Origin of the sequence: Microbacterium sp. 1154 (assembly GCF_031455375.1) — a bacterium.
GTDB lineage: Bacteria > Actinomycetota > Actinomycetes > Actinomycetales > Microbacteriaceae > Microbacterium.
In genome coordinates this window covers 1-23,704 of the sequence record NZ_JAVDSN010000004.1, presented here as the reverse complement: position 1 = coordinate 23,704, position 23,704 = coordinate 1, and the positions used below count along the sequence as shown (strand labels likewise).

The following is a 23,704-nucleotide window of genomic DNA, read 5'->3' as shown; positions in this document are numbered from 1 at the left end:
CTCGAGATCTCCGCGCGGAACCCCCCGATACGGGGAGTGCTCGATATCGCCCGCCCCTCATCAACCTGACATAATGTGCATTATCGGCTTCGATGCACGCGCGCCCATCAGAGGCCTGGCGCGCAGGTTCGAGGGCCTGAGACACGCCCATCAGGATCAGCAGGCGGCGACGTTCCCGATGCTGGCGATGGCCGCAGCGGCCGACAAGATCACGGCCCATGCGGTCAGCCTGCGCATCGCCTTGCGGGGCGCGCTGATCGTTGCTGCGGCCAAGACATTCGCGCCGGCTAGTGCAAACGAAGGGGCGAGTGTGACGATGGCGCCGGTAATCAGTTCATACCAACGCGATGAACCTCCACTGAGGCCGAACATTAGAGCTGCCGCGATGACCATTGCGTAGAGCCAGAAGGCAACCGCCGAGCAGGCGATAGCAAACCCTGCCATCCACGGCGATCCTCCGAACCGAGTGAGTGAAGCTGGTACAGCGCCGGCGCAGGTCGCAGCCACGACCACCCCGCCGCATACGGCGAGCAGTGTGAGCGGACTGACGACGCTGCAGGACGTCGCGTACTGCCACAGCACGACACCTGCAATCCACAACGCGAAGACTGCGCCGACGGACCACGCGATACCGGCGAGGTTGACCGTCAGCGTCAGAACCATGCTGCGGCGAGATGCGCCTGTTCTGGCCATCAGTGTCGTCCTCCGAGCTGAGCGCGAGGGCTTCGTCGGCGGCATCACTGCCGTGTCCATGACACGGAAGCGGGGTGACCGAGATCACACGGCGCGCACCTCTGGCTCACCGTTATCCGTCCGCAACAACGGCACGTGCGGCGCGTACGCCGACGACGGCGCCCCACAACACCAGCACGACATCGAGAACAGCGCTCACGAGCACCGCAGCGACGAACACCCCAGACGGGACGGGCAACAGCACGACGAGGGCCGCCGCGATGCTCAGTGCTCCGGCAACCACGGTGGGCGTCTTGGCGCGCTGGTGAGCGGCGAGCCAGGCTTCATCGGAGGCCATCGTGCTCGCTGTACGTATGCCTGCCACCGAATTACGCGTCAACCGACCGGAGGCCGCTGCCCATCCCTGCCAGATCAACAGCACTCCCCCCGCGGCCATGACCACGGCGACGATCATCTGCCCCAGAAATTCCCCGCCCACCGTTCGAGCCTAACCGCCGCCTGGGGGACGAGCGAGGAACCGACAAGAACCCCTCAGCCGAAAACCTCGGCCAGAAACGTCTTCATCGCCGCCCAGCTCCGCCGCTCCGCGACCGCCTGAAACTGCGCTCCGTGCTCGGGCGCGTCGGCATCCGGAAGCGTGAACGCGTGCATGGCGTTGGCGTACGAGACCACCTGCCAGTCCACCGACGGCGCGGTACGGAGATCGTCCTCGAACGCGAGTAGGGCGTCGTCGGGAGTGACGGGGTCGGCGGCCCCGTGCAGAACGAGCAGCTTCGCGGTGATCCGTTCCACCTCCCCCGCGGGTCCGGTCAGCAAGCCGCCGTGGAAACTCACCACGGCATCGACCGCGGCGCCCGTGCGCGCGAGCTCGAGCACGGCGGAGCCGCCGAAGCCGTAGCCGATCGCCGCGGTGTGCTGCGCGTCGACCGATGGCTGCGCGAGCATGTACTCGTACGCTTCGGTCAGCCGCTTCCGCCAGAGCGGCCGGTCCTGGTAGAACCCTCCGGCAACGCCCGCGGCCTCATCCGGTGACGGGCGTACGTCGGCGCCGTACACATCCGCGGCGAACGCCGCGTAGCCGACCCGGGCGAGCATGTCGCAGCGCATCCGGACGTAGTCCGTGACTCCCAGCCAGTCGTGCACGACGAGGACTCCCGGATATCGCCCCTCCCCTGCCGGTCGAGCGAGGTACCCGCGGTAGTCGACCCCGTCAGCGCGGTAGTCGACATCGCCGGAGTCGATTCCGGATGCCGGAACGGCTTCGCGGTCGAGGATCTCGGTGAGGGCGGCGGAATACGTGGTCATCGGGGCTCCCGGGGGTGAGTGTTCGTCTCGTGGGAGATTAGACCCTCGGTCACGGCAGCAGCCGGGCCGTGCCCTCAGCGCCGACAGACGAAGAACAACCGCCGCGCGTCGTCGTCGACCGGCACGCCTCGCCCGCCGCTCACCTCGACCCGCGTAAACCCGGCATCGGCGAGCATCGCCCGCACCTCGGTCAGAGCCACGGCGTACTCCGCGATCGTGTCCTCCACGATCGTCCCGGCGCGTTCGATCCGAACGTGCCAGTCGAAACGATCCTCGCCGACGTCAAGGATCCGCATCGACACCGTCGTCCCGTCGGCTCCGGTGGTGTGCTCCTCACCGGCATCCGTCCGCAGACGACCGAGAGTGTTCATGTCGAAGAGGAACACCCCGTCGTCCGCCAGGTGCGCCGCGGCCGTGGCGAAGACCGAGGGCCAATCGCTGCCTGGCAGGTGATTGATCGTGTCGTAGACGCACGCGACCACGTCGAACGTGCGCCCCAACGACAGCGAGCGGATGTCCGCGGCGAGCAGCTCGGCATCCAGGCCCTTCGCCCGGGCGATCTCGAGCATCTCGGGCGAGACGTCGACGCCCACCTTCGCCCACTCCGCGGGCAGCAGCTCGAGGACGGCGCCGGTACCGCAGCCGAGCTCGAGCAGCGAACCCGGCACGATTCCCGCCTCCCCCACACGCCGCTCGATCCATCCGGCGAAGGACTCGGCCGCGCCACCCTGGACGACGTCGTAGAAGGGGGCGAAGTCGGAGTACATGCGCCTCATCCCACCATGACGTCACGGGCCGGGCCAAGACCCCCGCTACGCTCGAACCGATGACTCCCCCCGGCACCCCCGCGCGAGACCCCGGCGCATGAGCGGCGTGTTCACCGGGTTCGCCGTCGTCGGCCTCGCCGTCGTGGTCGGCTACGTCATCGCCCGCATCGATCTGCTCGGACCGCACGCGCGGCACGTCCTGAGCCGTCTGACGTTCTTCGTCCTCTCGCCCTTCCTGCTGTTCACGGTGCTCGCGAAGGCCGACGTCGCGACGCTGTTCTCGGCACTGCTTCCCGTGTCGATGATCACCGCTGCGGTCATCATCGGCGTCTACGCCCTCGTGTCGGCCCTGATCCTTCGCCGCCGCGTCGGCGAGACGGTGATCGGCGCGCTGTCGGCGGGCCAGGTGAACAGCAACAACATCGGCATCCCGATCTCGCTGTACATGCTCGGGAACGCGGCGTACTCGGCCCCGGTGATCCTGTTCCAGTTGCTGATCCTCATGCCGATCGCCCTGTCGATCCTGGATGCCGCGACCTCGGGGTCCCGAAACGTCGGGCGCATCCTGCTGCAGACGGCGAAGAATCCCATGCTCATCGGTTCGGCTCTGGGGGTGCTCGTGGCCCTTCTCGACGTCGACCTTCCGCCCATCGTCTTCGACCCGCTGCACCTCATCGCGGGAGCCTGCGTGCCCGTGCTGCTGATGTCGTACGGAATGTCGCTGTACGGCCAGCGCGTCTTGACCGAGCCGGGTCGCCGCGTCGACGTCGTGATCGCCTCGGCGCTCAAACTCGTCGCCATGCCGGCGCTGGCGTGGCTCGTCGCGACCCTTTTCGCTCTGCCCTCGGACCAGGTGTTCATCGTCGTCGTGCTCGCCGCTCTGCCGACGGCGCAGAACGTCTTCAACTTCGCGCAACGCTACGGAGTCGGCGAGATCCTGTCGCGCGACGTCGTGTTCATCTCGACCCTCGGCTGCCTGCCGGTGCTGTTCACGGTCGCGCTGTTGCTCGAGCACTCCCCCGCGTAGCCCCCGTCGCGCCCGCCACACCCCGGGTCTAGGGTGAGAGGTGTTCTCAGCTTTCACTCAGAAAGGCTCGCCATGTCGCCCACCACGACCAGTCCTGCCGTCGGGGCCGTGCGCACCGCGCTCGGCGTCAGCGGAGTCCTCTCGCTCGTCATCGGTCTGCTGATCCTCATCTGGCCCGGCCGCACCGCCGAGGTCGCTGTCGGCATCATCTCGGTCTACGTGATCATCGCGGGCCTCGTGAACATCGGCATCGGACTGTTCTGGCGCTCGGGCTGGGCACGCATCGGTTATCTCGTGCTCGGCGTGCTCTTCATCGTCGCGGGCATCTTCTCGTTCGCGAATCTCTCGGCCACGACCGCGTGGTTCGGGGTGTTCATCGGCACGCTGGTCGGCATCCTGTGGATCATCGAGGGCGTCGTCTCGCTCACCACGGCGAGTCACCGGTCCAAGGCGCGGGCCTGGACGATCTTCTTCGCGATCGTGAGCATCGTCGCGGGCGTCGTGCTGCTGTTCTCGCCGCTGCTGGGCGCGGTGACGCTGTTCCTGCTGATCGGCATCTCGCTGGTGATCCTCGGCGTGTTCCAGATCGTGCGCGCGATCCAGTTCGGCAAGGCGGTCTGACCTCGATCGAGAAGGGCCCGGATGCCATGGCATCCGGGCCCTTCGTCGTCACCGCACCGGCAGGTAGCGGCTCCACCAGTCCACGACCGCCTCGAAGCGTTGCACGCGGTGCTGCGGGCGACCGGCGCGCGTGAGCTCGTGGTCTTCGCCGGGGAAGACGAGCATCTCGGCCTCGACGCCGTTGCGCTTGAGAGCGGCGTAGTAGCGCGTGGCCTGCTCGAGCGGGCAACGGTAGTCGAGCTCGGAGTGCAGCACGAGGGTGGGGGTCTCGACCTGATCGACCACGGCCATCGGGCTCTGGGCGGCCACCAGAAGCGGGTCGGTGCCGACGTACTCGTCGCCGAAGAAGGAGCCTATGTCGCTCGAGCCCGGGAAGGCCGTGGGGTCGAGGAATCCGCGCTCGACGATCGCGCCGGCGAAGCGGTGGTCGTGCGCGATCACCCAGGCCGTCATATACCCGCCGTACGAGCCGCCCATCACGCCGACGCGCTGTGCGTCGAGCCGCGGGTCGGCCGCGACGACCCCGTCGAAGAAGTCCATGACGTCGTTGTAGTCGAGCGTGCCCATGCGGCGGCGGATCGACCGTCCGTGCGCGCGTCCGTAACCGGCGCTCCCCCGCGGGTTGCTGTAGACGACCGCGTACCCGGCGTCGACGAGCACCTGTGTCTCGTCGAACAGATGCACGCCGTACGAGGCATACGGGCCCCCGTGGATCTGCAGGATCACCGGGAACGGGCCCTCGCCCTCGGGCACGGCCACCCAGCCGTGCACGGGGTACCCGTCGCGGCCGGCGATCTCGTGCTCGACCGGGACGACGATGCCCGCCTCCCGTGCCGCGGCACCGAACGTCGTGAGCGCGCGCACCTCCGGCCCGTCGACCACGACGAGCTCGCCGAAGGACTCGGGAGAGGCGACGGATGCCACGACCCGGCCCCGCGCGACCACGTGTCCCGAGATCTCGAGGTCGCCGCCCAGCACCTCGTCCACCCGCCCGTCACGCGTGACGCGCAGCAGTCGCAGCCGGCCGCGCGTGCGGTCCTGCACGAGCACGTCGTCGCCGTCGAACGACAGGTGGCTGCCGACCTCGCCGAGGTCGATCGACTCGGGGTCGGTGAGGAGGCGGGGGCCGTCGGCGTCGAGCACGAAGAGCGCGACACCGGGAGCGACGAAGTCGTTGCCCTCGTCGCCCACGTCGTTCGCGAGCACGAACACGGCCCCGTCGGGGGCGACATCGACCGTCGCGACGGAGAGGTTCTCGGTGGTGCCGAGCACCTCGCGTTGCTCGCCGCTGTCGACGGAGATCGCGACGACCCGGTCGCGCAGGTCGCGGCGCGCGGTCTCGATCACGTCGGGAACGCTCAGCACCTCGGCGCCGTCGGTCGTCCAGACCACGCCGTTCCAGTTCGTGTCGCCGTGCGTGAGCTGCGCGGCGGGCTCGGGCACGACGCGCTTCTCGGGGGCGTCAAGCCCGGGGGCGGGCTCGTAGAACGGCTCCGCGTCGGTGGCGGGGGCATCCACGACGAACACCTGCGCGGGCCGGTCGAGGTAGCCGAGACCGTTCGCGTGCCAGCGGATGCCGGTGATCCGGCGCGGCGGTTCTGCCGCGGCATCCCGGCCGTCGACGGTGCCGTACCGCCCGGGTTCGGGAACGCGCGCGGTGAAGGCGAGACGCGAGCCGTCGGGCGACCATGCGAGGTCCGTCACTCCCCCGGGCTGGTCGGTGACCTGCACGGGCTCGCCGCCGTGCGCGGCGACGACGAACGCCTGGGCACGGCCCTTGGCGTCGGAGCGGAGGAACGCGACGGTGCTGTCGTCGGGCGAGAGGCGGGGAGAGCGGTCCGCCACCCCACGAGTGATGCGACGCGGGGATCCGGCGGGCAGGTCGACCCGCCACAGCTGGCCGACGGCCCGGTCGGCGTCGAGGTCGGGGCGCGAGGTCGCGAAGACGGCGAACGCGCCCGAAGCGGCGATCGCGGGCCGACCGACCCCGATCAGTGTCTGGATGTCGGTCGGCCGCATGATCACTCGCCTCCGAACGAACCCGTGTCTCCGACGAGGCGGGTGTTGTCGGCCGGAACGGGGTCGACGGCCGCGCGGGCGACCTCGGCGGCGAACTCCGAGACGTTGTAGAGCTTGCCCGCCTCTTCGCGGCGAGACGAGATCGCGCCGGGGTTGGCGCGCTCGAGCAGGGTCGCCGTGATGGTGCCCTCGATCATGTCGCCCGACACGACGGTGAAGCCGATACCGCGCTCTTCGAGAGCGGGGATCTTCTCGCGCAGGGCGTCCTCGCCGGCGCGCTTGGACAGGGCGACCGGCACGTACTCGGGCATGGTCGGGGTGGTGCGGATGAAGTGCGCCTGGTGGCTGGTGACGAAGACCACGCGCGCGTCGTCTTTCATCAGCGGCAGCGCCGTCTCGAGCACATTGACCTGCGCATCGCGGTTCAGCACGAGCGCGTAGTCCTCGGCCATGCCCGACTCCATGCCGCCCGAGGCGTTCAGGACGAGGATGTCGAGGCCGCCGAAGGTGCGCTCGACCTCGTCGAACATCGCCTTCACCGATTCGGGATCGGTGAGATCCGCTCCGACGACGAGGGCCTCGACGTCGAGTTCGCGCAGCTGCGTCGCGAGCTTCTCGGCGCGGGGCGCCTTGTTGCGGAAGTTGATGACGACGTTCGCACCGGCCTCGGCGAAGTAGCGGACGGTGTCGGCGCCGATGCCGCGCGACGAGCCGGTGACGAGGGCGGTCTTGCCGCTCAGCGAGCCGGACGGGAGGGTCTGGGACACGGGAGTTCTCCTGACGATTCGGGATCAGCCCCCAGCCTATCGATCGGGATGCCGCGAGCCGTTGGGGCCGCCCTCTGCGAGCCCGGGTGAAACGGGCCCGGGCGTCGGTCCCGGATGCTACGTTCGGGCGAGGAGGCATGACGTGGACGATCTTTCCGCCAGCGAGACGTGGGCACGGATCTCGGCCTCATGACCCGGCATCCCTACCTCTCCCGCTCGTCGCCGCGCGTGCTCGCCCACCGCGGATTGGTGACCCCGGATGCCGCGGCCCAGGGCGTCGTCGAGAACTCGTTCGCCGCGGTGGCCGAGGCGCACGCCGCCGGGGCCGAGTACGTCGAATCGGACTGCCACCTGACGGCCGACGGCGAGGTCGTGCTGTTCCACGACGACGACCTGCAGCGGGTCGCGGGAGATCCGCGCGCGATCGCCGACGTGCGTCTGCACGAGATCGAGGAGCTCATGGCGGAACGCGGGGGTCTCGTCACTCTCGCCCAGGCCTTGGAGGCGTTCCCCGAGGTGCGCTTCAACCTCGACGTGAAGGCCGCGGCCGCGGCAGAACACATGGGGCGGCTCGTCGCCCCGCACGCCGAGCGCGTGCTGCTCACCAGCTTCTCCGACGAACGACGCCGGGCCGCGCTCTCCGCCGCGCGCGACGCGGGGGCCGCGACGAGGCCGGCCACCTCCCCCGGGTCCGCCACGATCGCGCGACTCCTGGCGGCCCGTACCCTGCACCGGACGCGACGCGTCCGCGCCCTCCTCGAGGAGGTGGACGCCCTGCAGATCCCCGAGCGCCAGGGGCCCGTCCGGGTCGTCTCGCGCGGGCTGATCCGCGACGCGCACGCGGCCGGGGTCGAGGTGCACGTGTGGACGGTGAACGATGAAGACGACATGTCTCGGCTGCTCGACCTGGGCGTGGACGGCCTCGTCACCGACCGCGCCGACGCCGCCCTCGCGTTGGTGAACGATCGGGGAACGACGCCTGTCTGAGCATCCACTGTGAAACTCGTCAGGACCCGCGCAGTTCGAATAAAGCGCACAGGTGCGAGCGTTATACATGGGGACCGACGAGAGGACCACAAAATGGCAGACCGCAGTCTCCGCGGCATCCGACTCGGCGCCCAAAGCCTCCAGAGCGAAGACGGCGTCGTGTTCCACGACCGTGCACAACACACCTACTCCTGCAGCACCTGCGGACGCGACACCGTCCTGACCTTCGCTGCCGACGCCGAGGTTCCCGACTCTTGGGAGTGCCGCACCTGCGGTGCCGAGGCACTCCTGCGCATCGGCGAGGGTACGGCCACCGTCGACCACAGCGCCGACAAGGCCGCCCGCACGCACTGGGACATGCTTCTGGAGCGTCGGACGATCCCCGAGCTCGAAGAACTCCTCGAAGAGCGCCTTGCGTTCGTGCGCGCTCGTCGCGGCGCGGGTAACGAGAAGCTCAGCGCCTGACGCCGACCCGCTGACTCAGACGCCGGCCTCTTCGGAGGTCGGCGTCTTTTTCGTGCCCCGCGAACGGATCGCGAGCGCGAGTCCGGCCGCCAGCAGCCCCACCAGGCTCCCCCACCCGAGGACGATCTTCGCCGCCGGCCCGATCACGACGGCCGGGGTCAGCCCGGTGCGCAGGGGTACGTCGGTGAGCATGTGCCCCGCGGTATCGGGGGGCAGGGAGTCGAGCGTCGACCCGTCGGGGGCGATGACCTGACTGGTTCCCACCGTCGACAGGTTCACCACCGCGCGTCCGGTCTCGATTGCGCGCATCTGCGCGAAGGCCAGCTGCTGCAGGTTCTCGTCGGTGCCGCGGAAATCGGCGTTGTTCGTCTGGAACATATAGACCTCGGCGCCCTCGCTCGCACCGTCCCACACGACGTCGTCGTAGATGACGTCGAAGCAGATGGCGAGTCCGACGCCGACGCCGTCGAGGTCGATCAGCGGCGGGGCCGTTCCGGGCGTGTATTCGCGCCCGATGAGCCCGATGAGGTCGGGGGCGAAGGGTTCCCAGAACGAGCGATCGGGAACGTACTCGCCGAAGGGCACCGGATGCCGCTTGTCGTACGTCGACCCCTCCTGCCCCGAGGGTGTCCATAGCAAGGACGAGTTGAACAGTTCCGAGCCGCGTTCGGTGACCGCCGACACCAGCAGGGGCGCATCCACGCGCCGCGAGAGCTCCGCGAGCGTCGCCGCCGTCGCCGGGTTCGAGGTGGGGTCGGAGTCGACGCCCCCCTCGGGCCACAGCAACACATCCATCTTCTGCCCGAACAGGGGAGCGGATGCCGCGAGCTGGGCGTTCAGCACGGCGTTGCGCGAGCGCTGGTCGAAGTAGCCCGCCGGGCCATTCCCCTGCACCGCACCGACGCGCATCGAGCCCGCGTCGGTGGTGGGGAAGGCGGGAAGGGCCACCAGCAACACGAGCACCGCCGCCGCGGGGACCGCGCCGACCGCACGACGCATGCGCCCGCCGCGGACGAACTCGATCGCCGTCGCGCAGAACAGCACCGCGAGGAACGACAGCCCCGACATGCCCACCCACGAGGCGACCTCGGCGAACGGGCCGTTCACCTGCGAGACGCCGATCCGTCCCCACGGGAAGCCGCCGTACGGCCAGGAGCCCACGATCTGCTCACGCAGGGTCCACAGGGCCGCCACGAGCGTCGGGAGCAGCAAGAGGCGCCCGACACGGCCCGGCGCGACGCGCGGCAGCCAGCGGTAGGCCAGCGCGATCGGGGCCGCGAGGACGGCCGTCAGCAGCGCCTCGAGCACGAAGAGAGCCGCCCACGGGATCGGCCCGAGGTAGCGGGCGGTGAAGAGCAGGTTGACCGAGAAGAACGCCACCCCGAAGAGGAAGCCGATCAGCACGGCCGACCAGAACCGGCGGCCGACCAGGGTCACGAGCGCGAGGGCGACGGCGGGGAACGCCATCGGCCACCACGCGAGCGCGGGGAACGCGGTGACGAGGAGCAGCCCCGACACGACGGCCAGGGGCGCGGCGAACGCGAGGCGAAGCGGAGGCGCGGGGGTCGAGGTCGTCGTCGCGTCGACGGTGACGGTCGCGCGACTCATGCCGAGGTGTAGGCCACGATGCCGCGTCGTACCGCGTCGAGCGCGGTGCGGGCGGTCTTGGCGAGCTTGGGCTCGGCCACGAGCGAGATCTGGTCGAGCAGGTCGATGGTCTGCTTCGCCCAGCGGACGAAGTCGCCCGCGGCCATGTCGGCGAGCGTCAGAACGCTGTCGAGCGGCAGACCTTTGGCCCACGCGTGCATGGCCGGAGCCAGGCCCGGGGCGGGCGATTCCGAGCCGGGCAGACGGTGATCGCGCTCGAGGTCGTCGAGCTCTTGCCACAGCGTCTGCGTGGCGTCCAAGGCCCCGCGGAAAGCGCCGCGCGGCAGTCCCCGCTCCCCCGGCCCCGCCTCGTCCCGACGCGGTTCGTACACGAGGCAGCACGCGAGCGCGGCCAGCGAGGGGGCGTCGAGCCCCTCCCACAGGCCCTGCCGCAGCGACTCGGCCACCAGCAGGTCGCGCTCACCGTAGATGCGACGCATCGTACGGCCGGCGGGGGTGAGCACGGTCGCGCCGTCGTCCTCGATCGCTACGTACTCGAGGGCCGCGAGCACCTCGACCACGCGGTCGAAGACACGCGCGACGGTCCCCGTGCGCTGGTCGATCTGATGACGGGTCTTGTCGGTGGTGCGCTTGAGCTTCCAGTAGCGCTCCGCCCAGCGCGCGTGTGCCTCGCGATCGGGGCACGAGTGGCAGGGATGCCGCTGCATGCGCTTTCGCAGTGACTGGATCTGCTGCTGACGCTCGTCGCGCAGACGGCGGGGCGCCGTGGCATCCCGTCGATTGATCTTCTCAAGATCGCTGAGCTCGCGGCGGATCGTCGAGTACTCACGGAAGTCGCCGCGGTCGCACGTCATGGCCTTCTCGTAGCCCTCGAGAGACTCCTCGGCCTCCTTCACCTGGCGGGCCAGGCCGACGACCGAGCGGTCGGCCTGGAACTGGGCGAACGAGGACTCGAGGATCTCGCGGGCGCGGGCCCGGCCGAACTGGTCGATGAGGTTGACGGCCATGTTGTACGTCGGCCGGAAGCTCGAGTTCAGCGGATACGTGCGCCGCGAGGCGAGCGCGGCCACCGACTGCGGGTCGAGCCCCTCGGTGAACTGCACCACCGCGTGGCCTTCGACGTCGATGCCCCGGCGTCCGGCGCGGCCCGTGAGCTGCGTGTACTCCCCCGAGGTGATGGCGACGCGGGCCTCGCCGTTGAACTTCTCGAGCTTCTCGAGGACGACGGTGCGCGCGGGCATGTTGATGCCGAGGGCGAGGGTCTCGGTCGCGAAGACGACCTTGACGAGCTTGCGACGGAAGAGCTCCTCGACGACCTCTTTGAACGCGGGGAGCAGGCCCGCGTGGTGCGACGCCATGCCGCGCTCGAGGTTGTCACGCCACTCCCAGAAGTGCAGGACGGCGAGGTCTTCGTCTTTGAGCGTGAAGGTCAGCTCGTCGACGATCTGGCGGATCTCGACGCGTTCCTCGGCCGAGGTGAGTCGCACGTTCGCCCGGCGCAGCTGCTGCACCGCGGCATCGCATCCGGCGCGGCTGAAGATGAAGAAGATCGCGGGGAGCAGGTGGTTGCGCTGCAGCAGTTCGACGACCTCGGGGCGGTCGATGCGCTCGATGCGCGGTCCCTGCTGCGCGCGCAGAGGCTTGTGTCCACCGCGACGCTGATGGGCGTGGCGTGGGCCGCCCGCGTGACGCTGGGAGCGGTACTCCTGGGCCCTCCGGTTGTTCTCGTACCCGCCGGCGTTCCCGCCGCGGATGCGCAGCAGCTCCTGATTCACCTGGGCGGTCGCGACTCCGGCGCGATCGTCGAACAGCGGAAGCAGGTCGCCCCGCACGAGCACGTGCTGCTCGAGCGGCACCGGCCGGGTCTCCGACACGATCACCTCGGTGTCGCCGCGCACGGTGTCGAGCCAGTCGCCGAACTCCTCGGCGTTCGACACCGTCGCCGACAGCGACACGAGCTTCACCGACGGCGGGAGGTGGATGATCACTTCTTCCCACACCGCTCCGCGGAAACGGTCGGCGAGGTAGTGCACCTCGTCCATCACCACGAAGCGCAGGCCGCGGAGGGCCGGCGAATCGGCGTACAGCATGTTGCGCAGCACCTCGGTCGTCATCACGACGATGCGCGCGGACGCATTGATGTTGGTGTCGCCGGTGAGCAGGCCCACCTCGTCGTCGCCGTAGACCTCTTGCAGTTCGTGGAACTTCTGGTTCGACAGCGCCTTGATCGGGGTCGTGTAGAACGCCTTGTCACCGGGCTCGAGCATCGCCAGGTGGATCGCGAACTCGCCGACGATCGTCTTGCCCGCGCCGGTGGGGGCGGCCACCAGCACGCTGCGGCCGTCCTCGAGGGCGTGGCATCCGGCGATCTGGAAGTCGTCGAGCTCGAACCGCTGCATCTCGGCGAAGTCCGCCGTGTGCGGGTGCGAGGATCGGGCGGCGGCCCGAGCGAAACGCTCGGCCGGGCTGGGCGAACTCACGCGATGGGCCCCGACGGCATCTCGGCCGCGGCGAGCCGACGGGCTTTGCGCCGGTCGAACAGCATCGACACCCCGGCCGCCGCGAAGAAGAGCACGGTCAGGATGCCGGCCAGCATCAGCATGCTGATGATGTCGGCTGCGGGGGTGGCCAGCGCCGAGAACAGCGTCGCGATGAGGATGGCGACGCGCCACCCCTTGAGGATCGCCTTGCCGCTCATGATGCCCGCCACGTTCAGCGCGACGAGGAACACCGGCAGCACGAAGGCGACACCCACGACGATCATCAGCTTGAAGACGAAGTCGTAGTAGTCGGTGGCGTTGTAGAAGTTGACGCCGCCCTCGGGGGTGAAGCCCCACATGAGCTCGATCACGTGCGGCACGATCAGCAGGCCGACCCAGCAGCCCACGAAGAAGAGCGGGACCGCGGATGCCACGAACCCGACCGTGTAACGGATCTCTTTGCGCGTGAGCCCGGGCATGATGAACGCCCAGATCTGCCACAACCACACCGGCGCCGACAGGAAGATTCCGATCGAGAACGCGATGCGCATGCGCAGGTCGAACGCCGACGTCACCGAGGTGAAGTTCAGCGCCGAGAAATCGTCGCCCCGCCGCTCCGCGATGACGCGGATGGGCTCGGTGATGAGGTGGATGATCGGGTCGGTGATGATGAAGGCCACCACCATGCCGACCACGAGCGCGAGCGCCGCGATCATGAGCCGCTTGCGCAGCTCGACCAGGTGCGCCCCGATGGACATGCGCTTGTCGCGCCGTGGCCCTTCGGGCACGTCGATCCGCGGCGGTCCTGCCGTCGCCACGGGTTAGACGGTGGGGTCGGTCGACCTGCGCGGCTCGGGAGCGACGGACGGCGTGGTGCCGATGTCGGTGGCGCGCGGGGCTTCGGATGCGGCAGCGACCTCGTCGTCGCGCTTCATCTCCTTCATCTCACTCTTGAAGACACGTGCCGACTGGCCCATGCTCTTGGCGAGAGCGGGGAGCTTGGCGGCACCGAACAGAAGAAGGATGACAGCGAGAACGATCAGCAGGTGCCATCCGGTCAAACCCTGGAACATGAGGACTCCTCGTCTCGTTCGGGCGGTGCTTCAGTCTAACCCGGGCGCTGGTGCCGTGCTCCGACGCGCGGGAACCCTGCGGGATCGGTCAGGAACCGTGCGCGTACTGCGCGAGGCCCGCGGCCGCCCACGCGGCGGCCGCTCGCCGCGCTCCGGCGGGTTCCAGCAGCTCGACCTCTCCCCCGCGGCGCGCCGCCAGCCGCTTGAGACTCTGCTCGTCCGCCAGGCGGAGCGATGCCACGGCCCGGCCGCCCTCGACCTCCTCGATCTCGGCACGCTCGAGGTAGTCGGACAGCAGGGGCGCCACCGCTCGAGGGAAGCGGAAGCGCGCGACGACCTCGTCGTCGGACGGCGCGAACAACTCGGGCACCGGGTCGGCACCGTGCACGGCCGGGATGTCGGTGACGACCGCGTCGCCGACCCGATCGAGGTGGAAGGTGCGCACGGCCTGGCGCAGGTGGTCCCAGCCCTGCAGGTACCACTGCCCGTTCGCGATGTGCACCTTGATCGGGTCGACCGTGCGGGTGATCGGGTCGGCACCGGGAGCGCGATAGGTGAAGGTCACCGCGACCCGCGAGCGGAGGGCCTCGTCGACCACGTCGCGGACGCCGTCGACGGGACCGGGGGCGACGATGACCGCCGCCGGGGCGGCCGCCGCCCCGCGCGCCAGCTTCGACAGCAGCCCCGAGACGAGCTCGTTGTCACCGAAGCCCGGCAGACTCCTCGCGAGTTGGAGGCCGGCCAGAAGAGCCGCCGCCTCGCGGGCGGTCAGACGCGGGGATCGCTCCAGACCCACGGTGTTCGTGATCGCGATCACGTCGTCGCGGTCCAGCAGATCCCAGTCGATGTCGAAGAGGTCGTGCGGAAGCTGCCAGTACCCTTGCTCGCCGGGCAGGCCGATCACGGTCAGTCGCTCGACCATCGCGCGCATCTGAGCGGGCGCGACCTCGAACTCGGCGGCGGCCTCGGCCACCGAGACCTCGCCCTTGCCCAGCAGGTACGGCACGAGCTGCAGCAGGAGCGCGGCGCGGTCGAGCGCCGCGACGGGACGGTCGGCGCTCACGCGGCGCCCCCGTGCAGGGCCACCGTCGCCTCGAGCCGGCGGATGACCTCGGCGCGCAGGTCCTCCGGCTCGACGACGCGCACCTCGGGACCGTACGAGGCGAGCTCGTCGGCGAAGACGTGCAGGTCGACGTAGGGGACGTAGATTCCCTGGGGGGCCCGCTCGGCGCGGCGGTCGAGCCGCAGCGCCGCCTCGGTACCGGGGTGCACCTCCAGCAGAGCGCGCTGTCGCGCGGCGACCGCACGCAGGCCGTCGAGCGCGCGCTCCCCCGCCCCCTCGCGCCGTTCGGCGGGGAAGGTCTTGCGCGTCGCCGTCACCTCGCCGACGATCCGCGACAGGAGGAAGGTGCGGTCCGCGTCGACATTCAGGTCGTAGCCGTACACGTGCCAGCGCGCCTCGTACTCGACGAGCGCGAGGGGCTGTACGCGTCGCTCGCGCGGGCGCGACTCCCCGGGCCTCAGGTAGGTGAAGGTCACGACACGGCACTGCTCGATCGCGCGCTGCAGGGCCGCGAACGAGGCGTCGCGCACGCGGATGCGCGGGGCGTAGCCGATGATCGGCTCGTCGACGGCGATGCCGAGGGCACGGATCTTGCGCAGACCGCTGCGCGCGTCGGCCGACAACGACTCGCTCCCCCAGACGCCGCCCGCGATGTTCAGCAGGGCGACCTCGGCGGGACTGAAGGTGATGTCTTCGGGGAGGGCGTACTCGGCGGTCGGCACGCGGTATCGCGCCTCGCGGAGATCGTCGGGGTCGGCGCGATTACCGATCGTCTCGATGGGCACACCGAGGCCGCGCAGACTCTCTTTGTCGCGCTCGAACATCTTCTCGAGCGCATCCTTCGACGCCCCCGCCTCGAGCTGCTCACGGTATCCGGCCACAGACGAGAGGATCGTGTCCTTCGTCAGCCCCTGCTCGGTCGCCATGAGGGCGACGACGAGGTTCACCAGACGCTCCTCGGGAGCGCTGCGGGACACGGTGGCGGGCACCCGCCCATCCTAGGCGCGCGGCGCCCGGCCGGTGCGGAGCGGTGCGTTCCCCGACCGCGACAGAGCGCCCCGATCAGCGGATGCCGCTCAGCTGACGGTCCCGAGGATGTCGACGACGTAGACGAGAGCCGCGTTGGCGGGCGCCTTGAGGATCTGCTGGTCCTGGGCGGTCTGGTCGGCGGGTACGACGACGAGCACCTGCGACCCGACGGTCTGTCCCTCGAGCGCCGAGGCGAGCGCCGGCGGCAGCTGCGAGACGGTCGCCTGTCCGGGCGCGCCGTTCTTCCACGTGGAGGCGAAGGTGGTCGTCGCGCCCCACGCGACGCCCTGGATGTGGATGACGACCGACGAGTCGGCCGTGAGCACATCGCCGTCGCCCTTCTTGATCGTCTGCGACCGCTCCTGGGTGGGAGCGTCACCCGCGGGCGTGACCACGCCGGGGGTGCCGTCGGCGGCGCGGACGACCGAGGGCATGCCCGAGTCGGCGTTGTACTGGTCGGCGCCGTCGGCCGCGGGCAGGAAGACCTTGCGCACGTCGAAGACGAAGACGGCCCCGTCGCCCTCGTTCACGCCGAGAGCCTGCGCACCCTGGACACCGAGGTCGGAGCCGGGGATGGCGACGGCGACGCGCGAGCCCTCGGCCACGCAGTGCAGCAGCGGGGCGATGGCAGGGATCGCCTGCGTCAGGCGCGGCAGGGGCGTCGCCGACTTCACGTCGGAGGCGTAGGTCGTCGCGACGAGCTGCGAGCCGGTGGCGGCGTCGAACACCGACACATCGACGAGTGCGAGCTGGTCGTCGCTCGTGATGCGCTGGCCGTCGCCCTCGATGAGCGTCTGCGTGCCGGCCGCCTCGGGGACGAACGGCGCGCGCACCGACACGGTGGGCGCGGTGCCGAAGTCTCCGCTCGCGTCGACCACCGAGGCGATCGCTCTGTCGGTGGGCGTGGAGCACGACGAGGCGGCGGATGCCGAGCACCCGACGAGGCCGAATCCGGCCAGGGCGGTCACGGCCACGAGAGCGGGAAGTCTACGCACCGGAACAGTTTAGGCGGTCGAACCGGGCTCGTCCGACGAGACCCCCGCGACGGACTGGCGGACCCCCTCGGCGGACTTCTGGGCCTCGCGGACGCGCTTGCGCAGATTCTTGTCGGTGATCTGACGGTCGCCCACGGCGCCGGGCGTCCACAGCTCCACGTCTTCGTCGCCGTAGCTCGACTTCGACGCCCGACGCTTGACCTCGGGGGGAACGGCACCGGGGGCCAGTCGGCGCGCGGTGATGAGGAAGCCCGTGTGCGCCACCATGCGGTGATCGGGGCGGACGGCGAGGCCCTCGACGTGCCACCCGCGGACCATGGTCTCGCTGGCATCCGGCTCGGTGAACAGTCCCGTCGCGCGGATGTACTCGGCCACGCGGCTGAGCTGCGTGGCGGTGGCGATGTAGCAGAGCACCACTCCGCCCGGGGTCAGGGCGTCGGCTGCGGCGTCGATGCACTCCCAGGGAGCCAGCATGTCGAGCACGATGCGGTCGACCGATGCGGGGGCCACGGCATCCGGCAGGCTCTCGACCAGATCGCCGACGACGACCTCCCATGTCGCGGGCAGCTCGCCGTGGAACGTCTCGACGTTGGCGCGCGCGACCTCGGCGAACTCCTCGCGGCGCTCGAACGAGAGCAGCCGGCCCGCCGGGCCGATCGCGCGCAGCAGCCACAGCGACAGCGCTCCCGAGCCGACGCCGGCTTCGACGACGGTGGCGCCGGGGAAGATGTCGGCCTGCGCGAGGATCTGCGCGGCGTCCTTCGGGTAGACGATCGCGGCGCCGCGCGGCATCGACATGACGAAGTCGCGCAGCAGGGGGCGGACCGCGAGGTAGTCGTGGCCGGAGCTGTTCGTCACCACGCTGCCGTCAGGCTGGCCGACGAGGAGCTCGTGCTTCAGCACGCCGTTGTGCGTGTGCAGCTCGCCCGCCTCGCGCAGGGTGATCGTATGCATGCGCCCCTTGGGGCCGGTCAGCTGCACCCGGTCGCCGACCCGGAAGGGGCCGCTCAGGTGGGGGGTCTCGCTCATCGGGTGACTCGTGTCTCTTCGGGGTGGGTCGGGGCGTGCGCGGCGTGGAGCGCCCGCAGGTCGGAGGTCGTACGGCCCTCGAGGCTCGACCACAGCGCGTGCGCGCCGACGCCCTCGAGCGGCACCATGAGGGGCACTCCCAACGAGACGGCGCCGCTGGCGATGGCCGAGCGCAGTCCGTTCGGGGAATCCTCGATCGCGACGGTCTCGCGGATGTCGACGCCCAGCGCAGCGGCGGCCTGCAGGTACGGGTCGGGGTGCGGCTTGGGGCGCTCGACGTCGTCGCCGGCGACCACGAGGTCGAAGGCCGGGAAGTCGATCAGGTCGACCACCGAGAGCGCCATCCGACGCATCGACATCGTCACCAGCGCCGTCTTCACGCCCTCGGCGCGCAGGTCGGCGAGCAGTTCGCGAGCCCCGGGGCGGAACGGCACACCGGTGACTGCGAGCTGTCTCAGCACCTCGTCGGTGAGGTACGCGATGATCTCGTCGACCCCCCACGGCACTCCCGCGTTCTGCAGCAGCCGCGCGGAGTCCTCGAGCGCGAGGCCGACCATGCCGAGCGCCTGCTCGTGCGACCACGTGCCGCCGAACCGCTCGACGAGCGGGGTCTCCGCGGCCATCCAGTACGGCTCGGTGTCGACGAGCGTGCCGTCCATGTCCCAGAGGACGGCGGCGGGAGCGGGGGAAGTCATCGCTCCATCCTATGGAGGGCACGGCTCCCATCCGTCCGGCCCGGAGGCACCGCGCGGGGCGGGACCGGCTCGCCTCGTGCGGGTGCGCCTATCCTGGAAGCCAGCCCCGACGGGGCAGAGGAGGTTGCGTGAACGCACTGGGTCGCCGGATCATCGTCGCCGCGTTCGACGGGTGGAACGATGCCGGAGAAGCCGCGTCGGCGGCCGCCGCGCTGCTGCGGGCCGACGTGGAGTACGAGGTCGTCCACACGGTCGACCCCGAGCTGTACTTCGACTACCAGTACACGCGCCCCCAGGTCGGACTGGATGCCGAGGGACGCCGCACCCTGAGCTGGCCCGAGGCCACGCTGCTGCGGCCCGTCGAGCGCTCCGACGACGCCGAGATCTGGCTGCTCGTGGGCGTCGAGCCCGCGCGCGCCTGGCAGGCTTTCGCCGCCGAGTTCATCGACGTCGCGCTGCGCGAGGACGTGTCGGGTTTCGTCGCCCTCGGTTCGATGATGTCCGACGTGCCGCACACGCGACCCATCTCCGTGTTCGCCGGCAGCGACAACGAGGCCGTGCGCCAGTCGCTGGGACTCGAGCGGAGCCTGTACGAGGGGCCCGTCGGCATCCTGAGCGCCATCGGTCATGTGTCCGAGACCGTGGGCATCCCGACCGCGAGCCTGTGGGCGAGCGTGCCGCACTACGTCGCCGGGCACACGCCCTCACCCAAGGCCACCCTCGCCCTGCTCGAGAAGCTCGAGTCGATCACGGGCATCGCCGTACCGCGCGGCGACCTCGAGAACGAGTCGCGCCTGTGGGAGGCCTCGATCGATGCCGCCGCGGCCGACGACGAAGAGATGAGCGAGTACATCCGCCAGCTCGAGCAGACCCGCGACACGTGGGATTCTCCGGAGGCCTCGGGCGACGCGATCGCCCAGGAGTTCGAGCGGTACCTGCGCCGCGGGGGCGACGGCCCGACCAAGCCCGGCCGCGACGACCCTCCGCGGCGCTGAGCACGACACCGGGCCCTGCCCCGGTGCGCGCGGTGGCCTGAGGTGCCCATCGCCGGACCAGGCATCGACTCCGTCCGGATGCCGCGAAGGCGCCGCCCGCGAATGGGACGGCGCCTTCGTGGCATCCGGACTCAGCCGGTGATGGCGGAGTACGCCGGCAGTACGCCGAGTGTCAGCAGGATCATGATCAGAACGCCGAGAGCGACACGGTAGATCACGAACGGCAGGAAGCTGCCCTTCTTCAAGTACTGCATGAGGAAGGCGATCACGACGTAGCCGACGACGAACGCGATGAGAGTCGCCAGCGCGGTCTCGCCGAGGTTGTACGGGCCGGTGCCCTCGTCGAAGCTCTTGTACAGCTCGAAGAAACCGCTGGCGAAGACCGCAGGAACGGCGAGCAGGAACGAGTACTCCGCCGCGGCGGTGCGCGTGTAGCCGAGCGCGCGGCCGAGGGTCGTGGTCGCCCCCGAACGCGAGACGCCCGGGACGAGGGCGAGCGCCTGCGCGAAACCGAAGGCGACGCCGTGCGGGTAGGTCAGGTCGTCGAGCTCGCGGCGCCGCTTGCCGTAGTGGTCGGCGAGGCCGAGCAGGATGCCGAAGACGATGAGCACCACGGCGGTGATCCACAGGCTCCGGAAGTTGTCGCGGATGAGGCTCTGCAGCAGCACGCCCAGCAGAGCGATCGGCAGCGTGCCGATGATGACGAGCCAGCCCATGCGGGCGTCGGGATCGGTACGGGGCACCTTGCCGGTGAGCGAGCCGAACCAGCGCGAGATGACCCGCACGATCTTCTTGCGGAAGTAGATGAGCACCGCGAGTTCGGTGCCGATCTGGGTGATCGCGGTGAACGTCGCGCCGGGGTCGGTCTTCGACGGGAGGAACTCCCCCACGATGCGCAGGTGTGCGCTGGACGAGATGGGGAGGAACTCGGTGAGGCCCTGGACGAGCCCGAGGACGATGACCTCGAAGATATGCATGCGGTCCTTCAGTACGTGCGGATGAGGTCGGCGAGAACCCGCTGACCGAACTGGAGCGCGTCGACGGGGACGCGCTCGTCGACACCGTGGAACATCCCGGTGAAGTCGAGATCGGCGGGCAGGCGGAGCGGCGCGAAGCCGTACCCGGCGATGCCGAGGCCGGCGAGGGCCTTGTTGTCGGTGCCGCCGCCCATGAGGTACGGCACCACCGGCACGCCGGGATCGTGCCGCCCGAGCTGCGCGATCATCGCGTCGACGAGGTCGCCCGAGAAGGGCACCTCGAGACCGATGTCCTGGTGGACGATCTCGATCTCGACGTCGGGTCCGACGATGCGGCGGATGTCGGCCAGGGCCGCTTCTTCGGTTCCGGGGAGCACGCGCACGTCGATGAGCGCCTCGGCGCGGTCGGGGATGACATTGTGCTTGTACCCGGCGGTGAGCCCGGTCGGATTCGTCGTCGTCCGAAGCGTGGAGCGGATGAAGCTGGATGCCGCGCCCGTGCGCAGCGCGAGAGCATCGGGGTCGCCCGCGTCGTCACCGGTGATCTCGGCGAGCCCCGCGAGGAGCTTCGAGGTGGTCTCGGTGAGACGGATCGGCCACTCGGTGCGCCCGAGGGTGGCGACGGCCTCGGCGAGCTTCGTCACGGCGTTGTCGGGGTGCAGTCCGCTGCCGTGGCCCGCGCGACCGCGCGCGACGAGCTTGATCCAGACGAGGGCTTTCTCGCCCACCTGCAGCAGGTACGCGCGGCGATCGCCCACGGCGATGGAGTACCCGCCGACCTCGCTGATGGCCTCGGTCGCGCCGGCGAACCACTCGGGACGGTTCTTCACCACGAGCGCCGAGCCCTCGACGCCGCCGTTCTCCTCGTCGGCGAAGAACGTCACGATGATGTCGCGCTCGGGCTGCTCCCCCGCCCGCAGCACGTCGGCCACGGCGGTGAGGATCATGGCGTTCATGTCCTTCATGTCGACGGCTCCGCGGCCCCAGAGCACGCCGTCGCGGATCTCGCCCGCGAAGGGGTCGACGCTCCAGTCGGCGGCGACGGCCGGTACGACGTCGAGGTGGCCGTGCAGGATGAGCGCGGGCTTGTCGGAGTTGCGGCCGGGGATGCGGGCACAGACGTTCGTGCGCCGCTCGACGGGCTCGTAGTACTCGACCTCGAGACCCAGGGCTTCGAGGTACGCGCCGACGTACTCGGCCGCCTCGCGCTCGCCCTCGGCACGGCCTCCGCCGTAGTTCGAGGTGTCGAACCGGATGAGATCGCGCGCGACGCGGGCGACTTCGGGGACGTCGGTTTCGGGCTCGGGCATGCGCACTACGGTACCGGGGGCGAGCGCGCTCCCCCGCCCCGTGTCGCCCCGAGACGCGCCCGGGCGGCGACACCGATTCGAGGCGGGGCCGGGGGCGTGGTAATGTCGTTCTTCGTTGCGAAAGCAGCAAAACACCCAGATGCGCGGGTGGCGGAATAGGTAGACGCGCTAGCTTGAGGTGCTAGTGCCCTTTAACGGGCGTGGGGGTTCAAGTCCCCCCTCGCGCACAGAACGACGAAGGCCCCGGAGAGATCCGGGGCCTTTTTCGTCGCCGGACGGGGCGATCGCGAACCCGCTCGGGTGCGCCCGGCGCCCGAGCCGAGCCGCACGACCTCGGGGGCGCCGGACAGTTCCCTCGCGCTTATGCCGGATACCTCAGCCCCGCGCCCACCGTGACTCCGCAGTAACACCCGCGTGACATCGACCTCATAGCCTGCGGGGCATGCCCGCTTTCACCGTCCCGACGATCGACATCTCCGCCTGGGTCGGCCCCGGCTCCCCCGACGCGCGAGCGGCGGTGGTCGCCGCCGTCGACCACGCGTGCCGCACCGTGGGCTTCATGCAGGTGGTGGGTCATGGCATCCCGGATGCCGTGATCTCGGAGCTGACCGAGGGACTCGACGAGTTCTTCGCCCTGCCGTTGCCCGCGAAGAAGGCGTACGTGCGACCCGCCGCCGAGAACCGCGGCTACAGCCCACCCAAGAGCGAGTCGCTCAGCTACAGCCTGGGGGTCGACCCGGTGACGCGCATGAACGACTTCTTCGAGGCGTTCAACGTGGGGACCTCCGCCGCCGAATACCCCGGCAGCACCGCGACCGAAGCGGATTACGCCGAGAACACCTGGCCCGCCGAGACGCACGTCTTCGGGCCCGCGGTGCGCGCGTACTACGACGAAGCCCGCCGGGTCGCGCACACCCTCACCCGGATCTTCGCGTCCGCCCTGCGCGTGCCCGACGACTTCTTCGACGGTGTCACCGACCACTCGATCGACGTGCTGCGGATGAACAACTACGCCCTGCCGCCCGGCGAGATCGAACTCGGCGCGGAGCTCACGGGCATGGGCGAGCACACCGACTTCGGGCTGGTGACGGTGCTGTGGGCCGACCAGGTCGCGGGCCTGCAAGTCTTGGGGCAGGACGGCTCGTGGAACGACGTCTCGCCCGCCCGCGGCGCGTTGCTCGTCAACCTCGGAGACGTCGCCGCCCGCCTCACCAACGACCGATGGATGTCGACACTGCACCGGGTGAAGCCGCCCGTCGTGAACGGGACGATCGAGCGCCGACGGTCGGCCGCCTTCTTCCACGACGGCAACGCCGACGCGGTCATCGCTCCCCTGCCGCACTTCGTCTCGGACGAGGCCCCGGCGCTGTACGACCCGGTGACGGTGCGCGAGCACATCACGGCGAAGCTCGCGGGGTCGCGCGCGGGGCGCAAGAACATCAGCGCGGAGCGCGAAGCGGCACGGGTCGTGGCGGCGAGTCGGGGCTGACCGGACGCTGGCGACGGGCCCGGGCTCGCAGGCGCACGCATGAACGCGGTCCGCGACCATAAACGCGCCCTCCCCGCGTTTCTGCGCGTCAATCGCGTTTACGCGCGCGCACAGCCGACGAGGCGCCAACGCTGAGCCTGCCGCTCGCAACGGCAGCCGGGCTCGCACACGCACACATAAACGCGATCCGCGACCATAAACGCGCCCTCCCCGCATTTCTGCGCGTCAATCGCGTTTACGCGCGCGCACAGCCGACGAGGCGCCAACGCTGAGCCTGCCGCTCGCAACGGCAGCCGGGCTCGCACACGCA

Annotated in this window: 23 protein-coding genes and 1 tRNA gene; 7 read left to right on the top strand and 17 right to left on the bottom strand. The window is 70.1% G+C overall.

Annotation, left to right across the window (positions count from 1 at the left end; translation table 11 throughout):
- Nucleotides 1-156 precede the first annotated feature (156 nt).
- The 4 genes from J2X55_RS13655 to J2X55_RS13640 form a co-directional block, all read right to left on the bottom strand.
- The gene (locus tag J2X55_RS13655; RefSeq protein ID WP_147302419.1) at nucleotides 157-693 is read right to left on the bottom strand and encodes a hypothetical protein; all 537 of its coding nucleotides are present in this window, start codon (nucleotides 691-693) and stop codon (nucleotides 157-159) included.
- Nucleotides 694-805: 112 nt separating this feature from the next.
- Nucleotides 806-1,171: an SdpI family protein gene (locus J2X55_RS13650; protein WP_309824058.1), complete on the bottom strand. Its 366-nt coding sequence runs from the start codon at nucleotides 1,169-1,171 to the stop codon at nucleotides 806-808.
- A gap of 53 nt (nucleotides 1,172-1,224) precedes the next feature.
- The gene (locus J2X55_RS13645; protein ID WP_309824055.1) at nucleotides 1,225-1,998 is read right to left on the bottom strand and encodes a dienelactone hydrolase family protein; all 774 of its coding nucleotides are present in this window, start codon (nucleotides 1,996-1,998) and stop codon (nucleotides 1,225-1,227) included.
- Between the two features lie 74 nt (nucleotides 1,999-2,072).
- Nucleotides 2,073-2,765 (bottom strand): class I SAM-dependent methyltransferase, encoded by a 693-nt coding sequence (locus J2X55_RS13640; RefSeq protein ID WP_309824053.1) that lies wholly within the window; start codon nucleotides 2,763-2,765, stop codon nucleotides 2,073-2,075.
- A gap of 97 nt (nucleotides 2,766-2,862) precedes the next feature.
- On the opposite strand from J2X55_RS13640, the gene J2X55_RS13635 reads away from it, so the two are divergent.
- Entirely contained in the window at nucleotides 2,863-3,792 is a 930-nt protein-coding gene (locus tag J2X55_RS13635) for an AEC family transporter (RefSeq protein WP_309824051.1), read from the top strand.
- A gap of 72 nt (nucleotides 3,793-3,864) precedes the next feature.
- Nucleotides 3,865-4,413, top strand: coding sequence for an HdeD family acid-resistance protein (locus J2X55_RS13630; protein WP_115918658.1), 549 nt, complete (start codon nucleotides 3,865-3,867; stop codon nucleotides 4,411-4,413).
- A 48-nt stretch (nucleotides 4,414-4,461) separates the two neighbouring features.
- Here the strand turns inward: J2X55_RS13630 and J2X55_RS13625 are convergent, their stop codons facing one another.
- Nucleotides 4,462-6,432 (bottom strand): S9 family peptidase, encoded by a 1,971-nt coding sequence (locus J2X55_RS13625; protein WP_309824048.1) that lies wholly within the window; start codon nucleotides 6,430-6,432, stop codon nucleotides 4,462-4,464.
- Nucleotides 6,433-6,434: 2 nt separating this feature from the next.
- Entirely contained in the window at nucleotides 6,435-7,199 is a 765-nt protein-coding gene (locus tag J2X55_RS13620; protein WP_115918660.1) for an SDR family oxidoreductase, read from the bottom strand.
- 189 nt (nucleotides 7,200-7,388) lie between these two features.
- On the opposite strand from J2X55_RS13620, the gene J2X55_RS13615 reads away from it, so the two are divergent.
- Together J2X55_RS13615 and J2X55_RS13610 are read left to right on the top strand one after the other, a co-directional pair.
- The gene (locus tag J2X55_RS13615; RefSeq protein WP_115918965.1) at nucleotides 7,389-8,186 is read left to right on the top strand and encodes a glycerophosphodiester phosphodiesterase family protein; all 798 of its coding nucleotides are present in this window, start codon (nucleotides 7,389-7,391) and stop codon (nucleotides 8,184-8,186) included.
- Nucleotides 8,187-8,279: 93 nt separating this feature from the next.
- A complete protein-coding gene (locus tag J2X55_RS13610; protein ID WP_115918662.1) occupies nucleotides 8,280-8,651 on the top strand; it encodes an RNA polymerase-binding protein RbpA in 372 nt (123 codons plus the stop codon).
- 15 nt (nucleotides 8,652-8,666) lie between these two features.
- On the opposite strand, the gene lnt is transcribed toward J2X55_RS13610, so the two are convergent.
- The 9 genes from lnt to J2X55_RS13565 form a co-directional block, all read right to left on the bottom strand.
- Complete coding sequence (gene lnt, locus J2X55_RS13605; RefSeq protein ID WP_309824045.1) at nucleotides 8,667-10,259, bottom strand: apolipoprotein N-acyltransferase; 1,593 nt, start codon at nucleotides 10,257-10,259, stop codon at nucleotides 8,667-8,669.
- Nucleotides 10,256-12,739 (bottom strand): DEAD/DEAH box helicase, encoded by a 2,484-nt coding sequence (locus J2X55_RS13600; protein ID WP_309824043.1) that lies wholly within the window; start codon nucleotides 12,737-12,739, stop codon nucleotides 10,256-10,258. Before J2X55_RS13600 ends, lnt begins: the two co-directional genes overlap by 4 nt.
- Nucleotides 12,736-13,497, bottom strand: coding sequence for a twin-arginine translocase subunit TatC (tatC, locus tag J2X55_RS13595; protein ID WP_115918668.1), 762 nt, complete (start codon nucleotides 13,495-13,497; stop codon nucleotides 12,736-12,738). Before tatC ends, J2X55_RS13600 begins: the two co-directional genes overlap by 4 nt.
- A gap of 63 nt (nucleotides 13,498-13,560) precedes the next feature.
- Nucleotides 13,561-13,812 carry a Sec-independent protein translocase subunit TatA gene (tatA, locus tag J2X55_RS13590; protein ID WP_115918670.1) on the bottom strand — a complete coding sequence of 84 codons (252 nt, stop codon included), beginning with the start codon at nucleotides 13,810-13,812 and terminating at the stop codon, nucleotides 13,561-13,563.
- 88 nt (nucleotides 13,813-13,900) lie between these two features.
- A complete protein-coding gene (locus tag J2X55_RS13585; protein ID WP_309824041.1) occupies nucleotides 13,901-14,875 on the bottom strand; it encodes a WYL domain-containing protein in 975 nt (324 codons plus the stop codon).
- Nucleotides 14,872-15,864: a WYL domain-containing protein gene (locus J2X55_RS13580; protein WP_309824039.1), complete on the bottom strand. Its 993-nt coding sequence runs from the start codon at nucleotides 15,862-15,864 to the stop codon at nucleotides 14,872-14,874. The genes J2X55_RS13585 and J2X55_RS13580 overlap by 4 nt, the downstream gene beginning before the upstream one ends.
- An 87-nt stretch (nucleotides 15,865-15,951) precedes the next feature.
- Nucleotides 15,952-16,899, bottom strand: a complete 948-nt coding sequence (locus tag J2X55_RS13575) for an FKBP-type peptidyl-prolyl cis-trans isomerase (protein ID WP_309824036.1) — start codon at nucleotides 16,897-16,899, stop codon at nucleotides 15,952-15,954.
- A 9-nt stretch (nucleotides 16,900-16,908) separates the two neighbouring features.
- Entirely contained in the window at nucleotides 16,909-17,928 is a 1,020-nt protein-coding gene (locus J2X55_RS13570; RefSeq protein WP_115918678.1) for a tRNA (adenine-N1)-methyltransferase, read from the bottom strand.
- Nucleotides 17,925-18,623 carry an HAD family phosphatase gene (locus J2X55_RS13565; RefSeq protein ID WP_309824035.1) on the bottom strand — a complete coding sequence of 233 codons (699 nt, stop codon included), beginning with the start codon at nucleotides 18,621-18,623 and terminating at the stop codon, nucleotides 17,925-17,927. Before J2X55_RS13565 ends, J2X55_RS13570 begins: the two co-directional genes overlap by 4 nt.
- A gap of 128 nt (nucleotides 18,624-18,751) precedes the next feature.
- Between J2X55_RS13565 and J2X55_RS13560 the strand changes: the two genes are divergently transcribed.
- A complete protein-coding gene (locus J2X55_RS13560) occupies nucleotides 18,752-19,618 on the top strand; it encodes a PAC2 family protein (RefSeq protein WP_115918682.1) in 867 nt (288 codons plus the stop codon).
- A gap of 131 nt (nucleotides 19,619-19,749) precedes the next feature.
- On the opposite strand, the gene J2X55_RS13555 is transcribed toward J2X55_RS13560, so the two are convergent.
- Both J2X55_RS13555 and J2X55_RS13550 read right to left on the bottom strand, forming a co-directional pair.
- Entirely contained in the window at nucleotides 19,750-20,595 is an 846-nt protein-coding gene (locus J2X55_RS13555) for an undecaprenyl-diphosphate phosphatase (protein WP_115918684.1), read from the bottom strand.
- 8 nt (nucleotides 20,596-20,603) lie between these two features.
- The gene (locus tag J2X55_RS13550) at nucleotides 20,604-21,905 is read right to left on the bottom strand and encodes a M20/M25/M40 family metallo-hydrolase (protein WP_115918686.1); all 1,302 of its coding nucleotides are present in this window, start codon (nucleotides 21,903-21,905) and stop codon (nucleotides 20,604-20,606) included.
- Nucleotides 21,906-22,046: 141 nt separating this feature from the next.
- On the opposite strand from J2X55_RS13550, the gene J2X55_RS13545 reads away from it, so the two are divergent.
- Both J2X55_RS13545 and J2X55_RS13540 read left to right on the top strand, forming a co-directional pair.
- Nucleotides 22,047-22,132: transfer RNA gene (locus J2X55_RS13545), tRNA-Leu, on the top strand.
- A 215-nt stretch (nucleotides 22,133-22,347) separates the two neighbouring features.
- Complete coding sequence (locus tag J2X55_RS13540; RefSeq protein WP_309824034.1) at nucleotides 22,348-23,394, top strand: 2-oxoglutarate and iron-dependent oxygenase domain-containing protein; 1,047 nt, start codon at nucleotides 22,348-22,350, stop codon at nucleotides 23,392-23,394.
- Nucleotides 23,395-23,704: the final 310 nt, after the last annotated feature.

Bases quoted from the DNA above. Each gene is read 5' to 3' on its own strand.
- J2X55_RS13655 (WP_147302419.1), bottom strand. From the start codon at position 693: ATGGCCAGAACAGGCGCATCTCGCCGCAGCATGGTTCTGACGCTGACG.
- J2X55_RS13645 (WP_309824055.1), bottom strand. From the start codon at position 1,998: ATGACCACGTATTCCGCCGCCCTCACCGAGATCCTCGACCGCGAAGCC.
- J2X55_RS13640 (WP_309824053.1), bottom strand. From the start codon at position 2,765: ATGTACTCCGACTTCGCCCCCTTCTACGACGTCGTCCAGGGTGGCGCG.
- J2X55_RS13635 (WP_309824051.1), top strand. From the start codon at position 2,863: ATGAGCGGCGTGTTCACCGGGTTCGCCGTCGTCGGCCTCGCCGTCGTG.
- J2X55_RS13630 (WP_115918658.1), top strand. From the start codon at position 3,865: ATGTCGCCCACCACGACCAGTCCTGCCGTCGGGGCCGTGCGCACCGCG.
- J2X55_RS13625 (WP_309824048.1), bottom strand. From the start codon at position 6,432: ATGCGGCCGACCGACATCCAGACACTGATCGGGGTCGGTCGGCCCGCG.
- J2X55_RS13615 (WP_115918965.1), top strand. From the start codon at position 7,389: ATGACCCGGCATCCCTACCTCTCCCGCTCGTCGCCGCGCGTGCTCGCC.
- J2X55_RS13610 (WP_115918662.1), top strand. From the start codon at position 8,280: ATGGCAGACCGCAGTCTCCGCGGCATCCGACTCGGCGCCCAAAGCCTC.
- lnt (WP_309824045.1), bottom strand. From the start codon at position 10,259: ATGAGTCGCGCGACCGTCACCGTCGACGCGACGACGACCTCGACCCCC.
- tatC (WP_115918668.1), bottom strand. From the start codon at position 13,497: ATGTCCATCGGGGCGCACCTGGTCGAGCTGCGCAAGCGGCTCATGATC.
- tatA (WP_115918670.1), bottom strand. From the start codon at position 13,812: ATGTTCCAGGGTTTGACCGGATGGCACCTGCTGATCGTTCTCGCTGTC.
- J2X55_RS13570 (WP_115918678.1), bottom strand. From the start codon at position 17,928: ATGAGCGAGACCCCCCACCTGAGCGGCCCCTTCCGGGTCGGCGACCGG.
- J2X55_RS13565 (WP_309824035.1), bottom strand. From the start codon at position 18,623: ATGACTTCCCCCGCTCCCGCCGCCGTCCTCTGGGACATGGACGGCACG.
- J2X55_RS13555 (WP_115918684.1), bottom strand. From the start codon at position 20,595: ATGCATATCTTCGAGGTCATCGTCCTCGGGCTCGTCCAGGGCCTCACC.
- J2X55_RS13550 (WP_115918686.1), bottom strand. From the start codon at position 21,905: ATGCCCGAGCCCGAAACCGACGTCCCCGAAGTCGCCCGCGTCGCGCGC.
- J2X55_RS13540 (WP_309824034.1), top strand. From the start codon at position 22,348: ATGCCCGCTTTCACCGTCCCGACGATCGACATCTCCGCCTGGGTCGGC.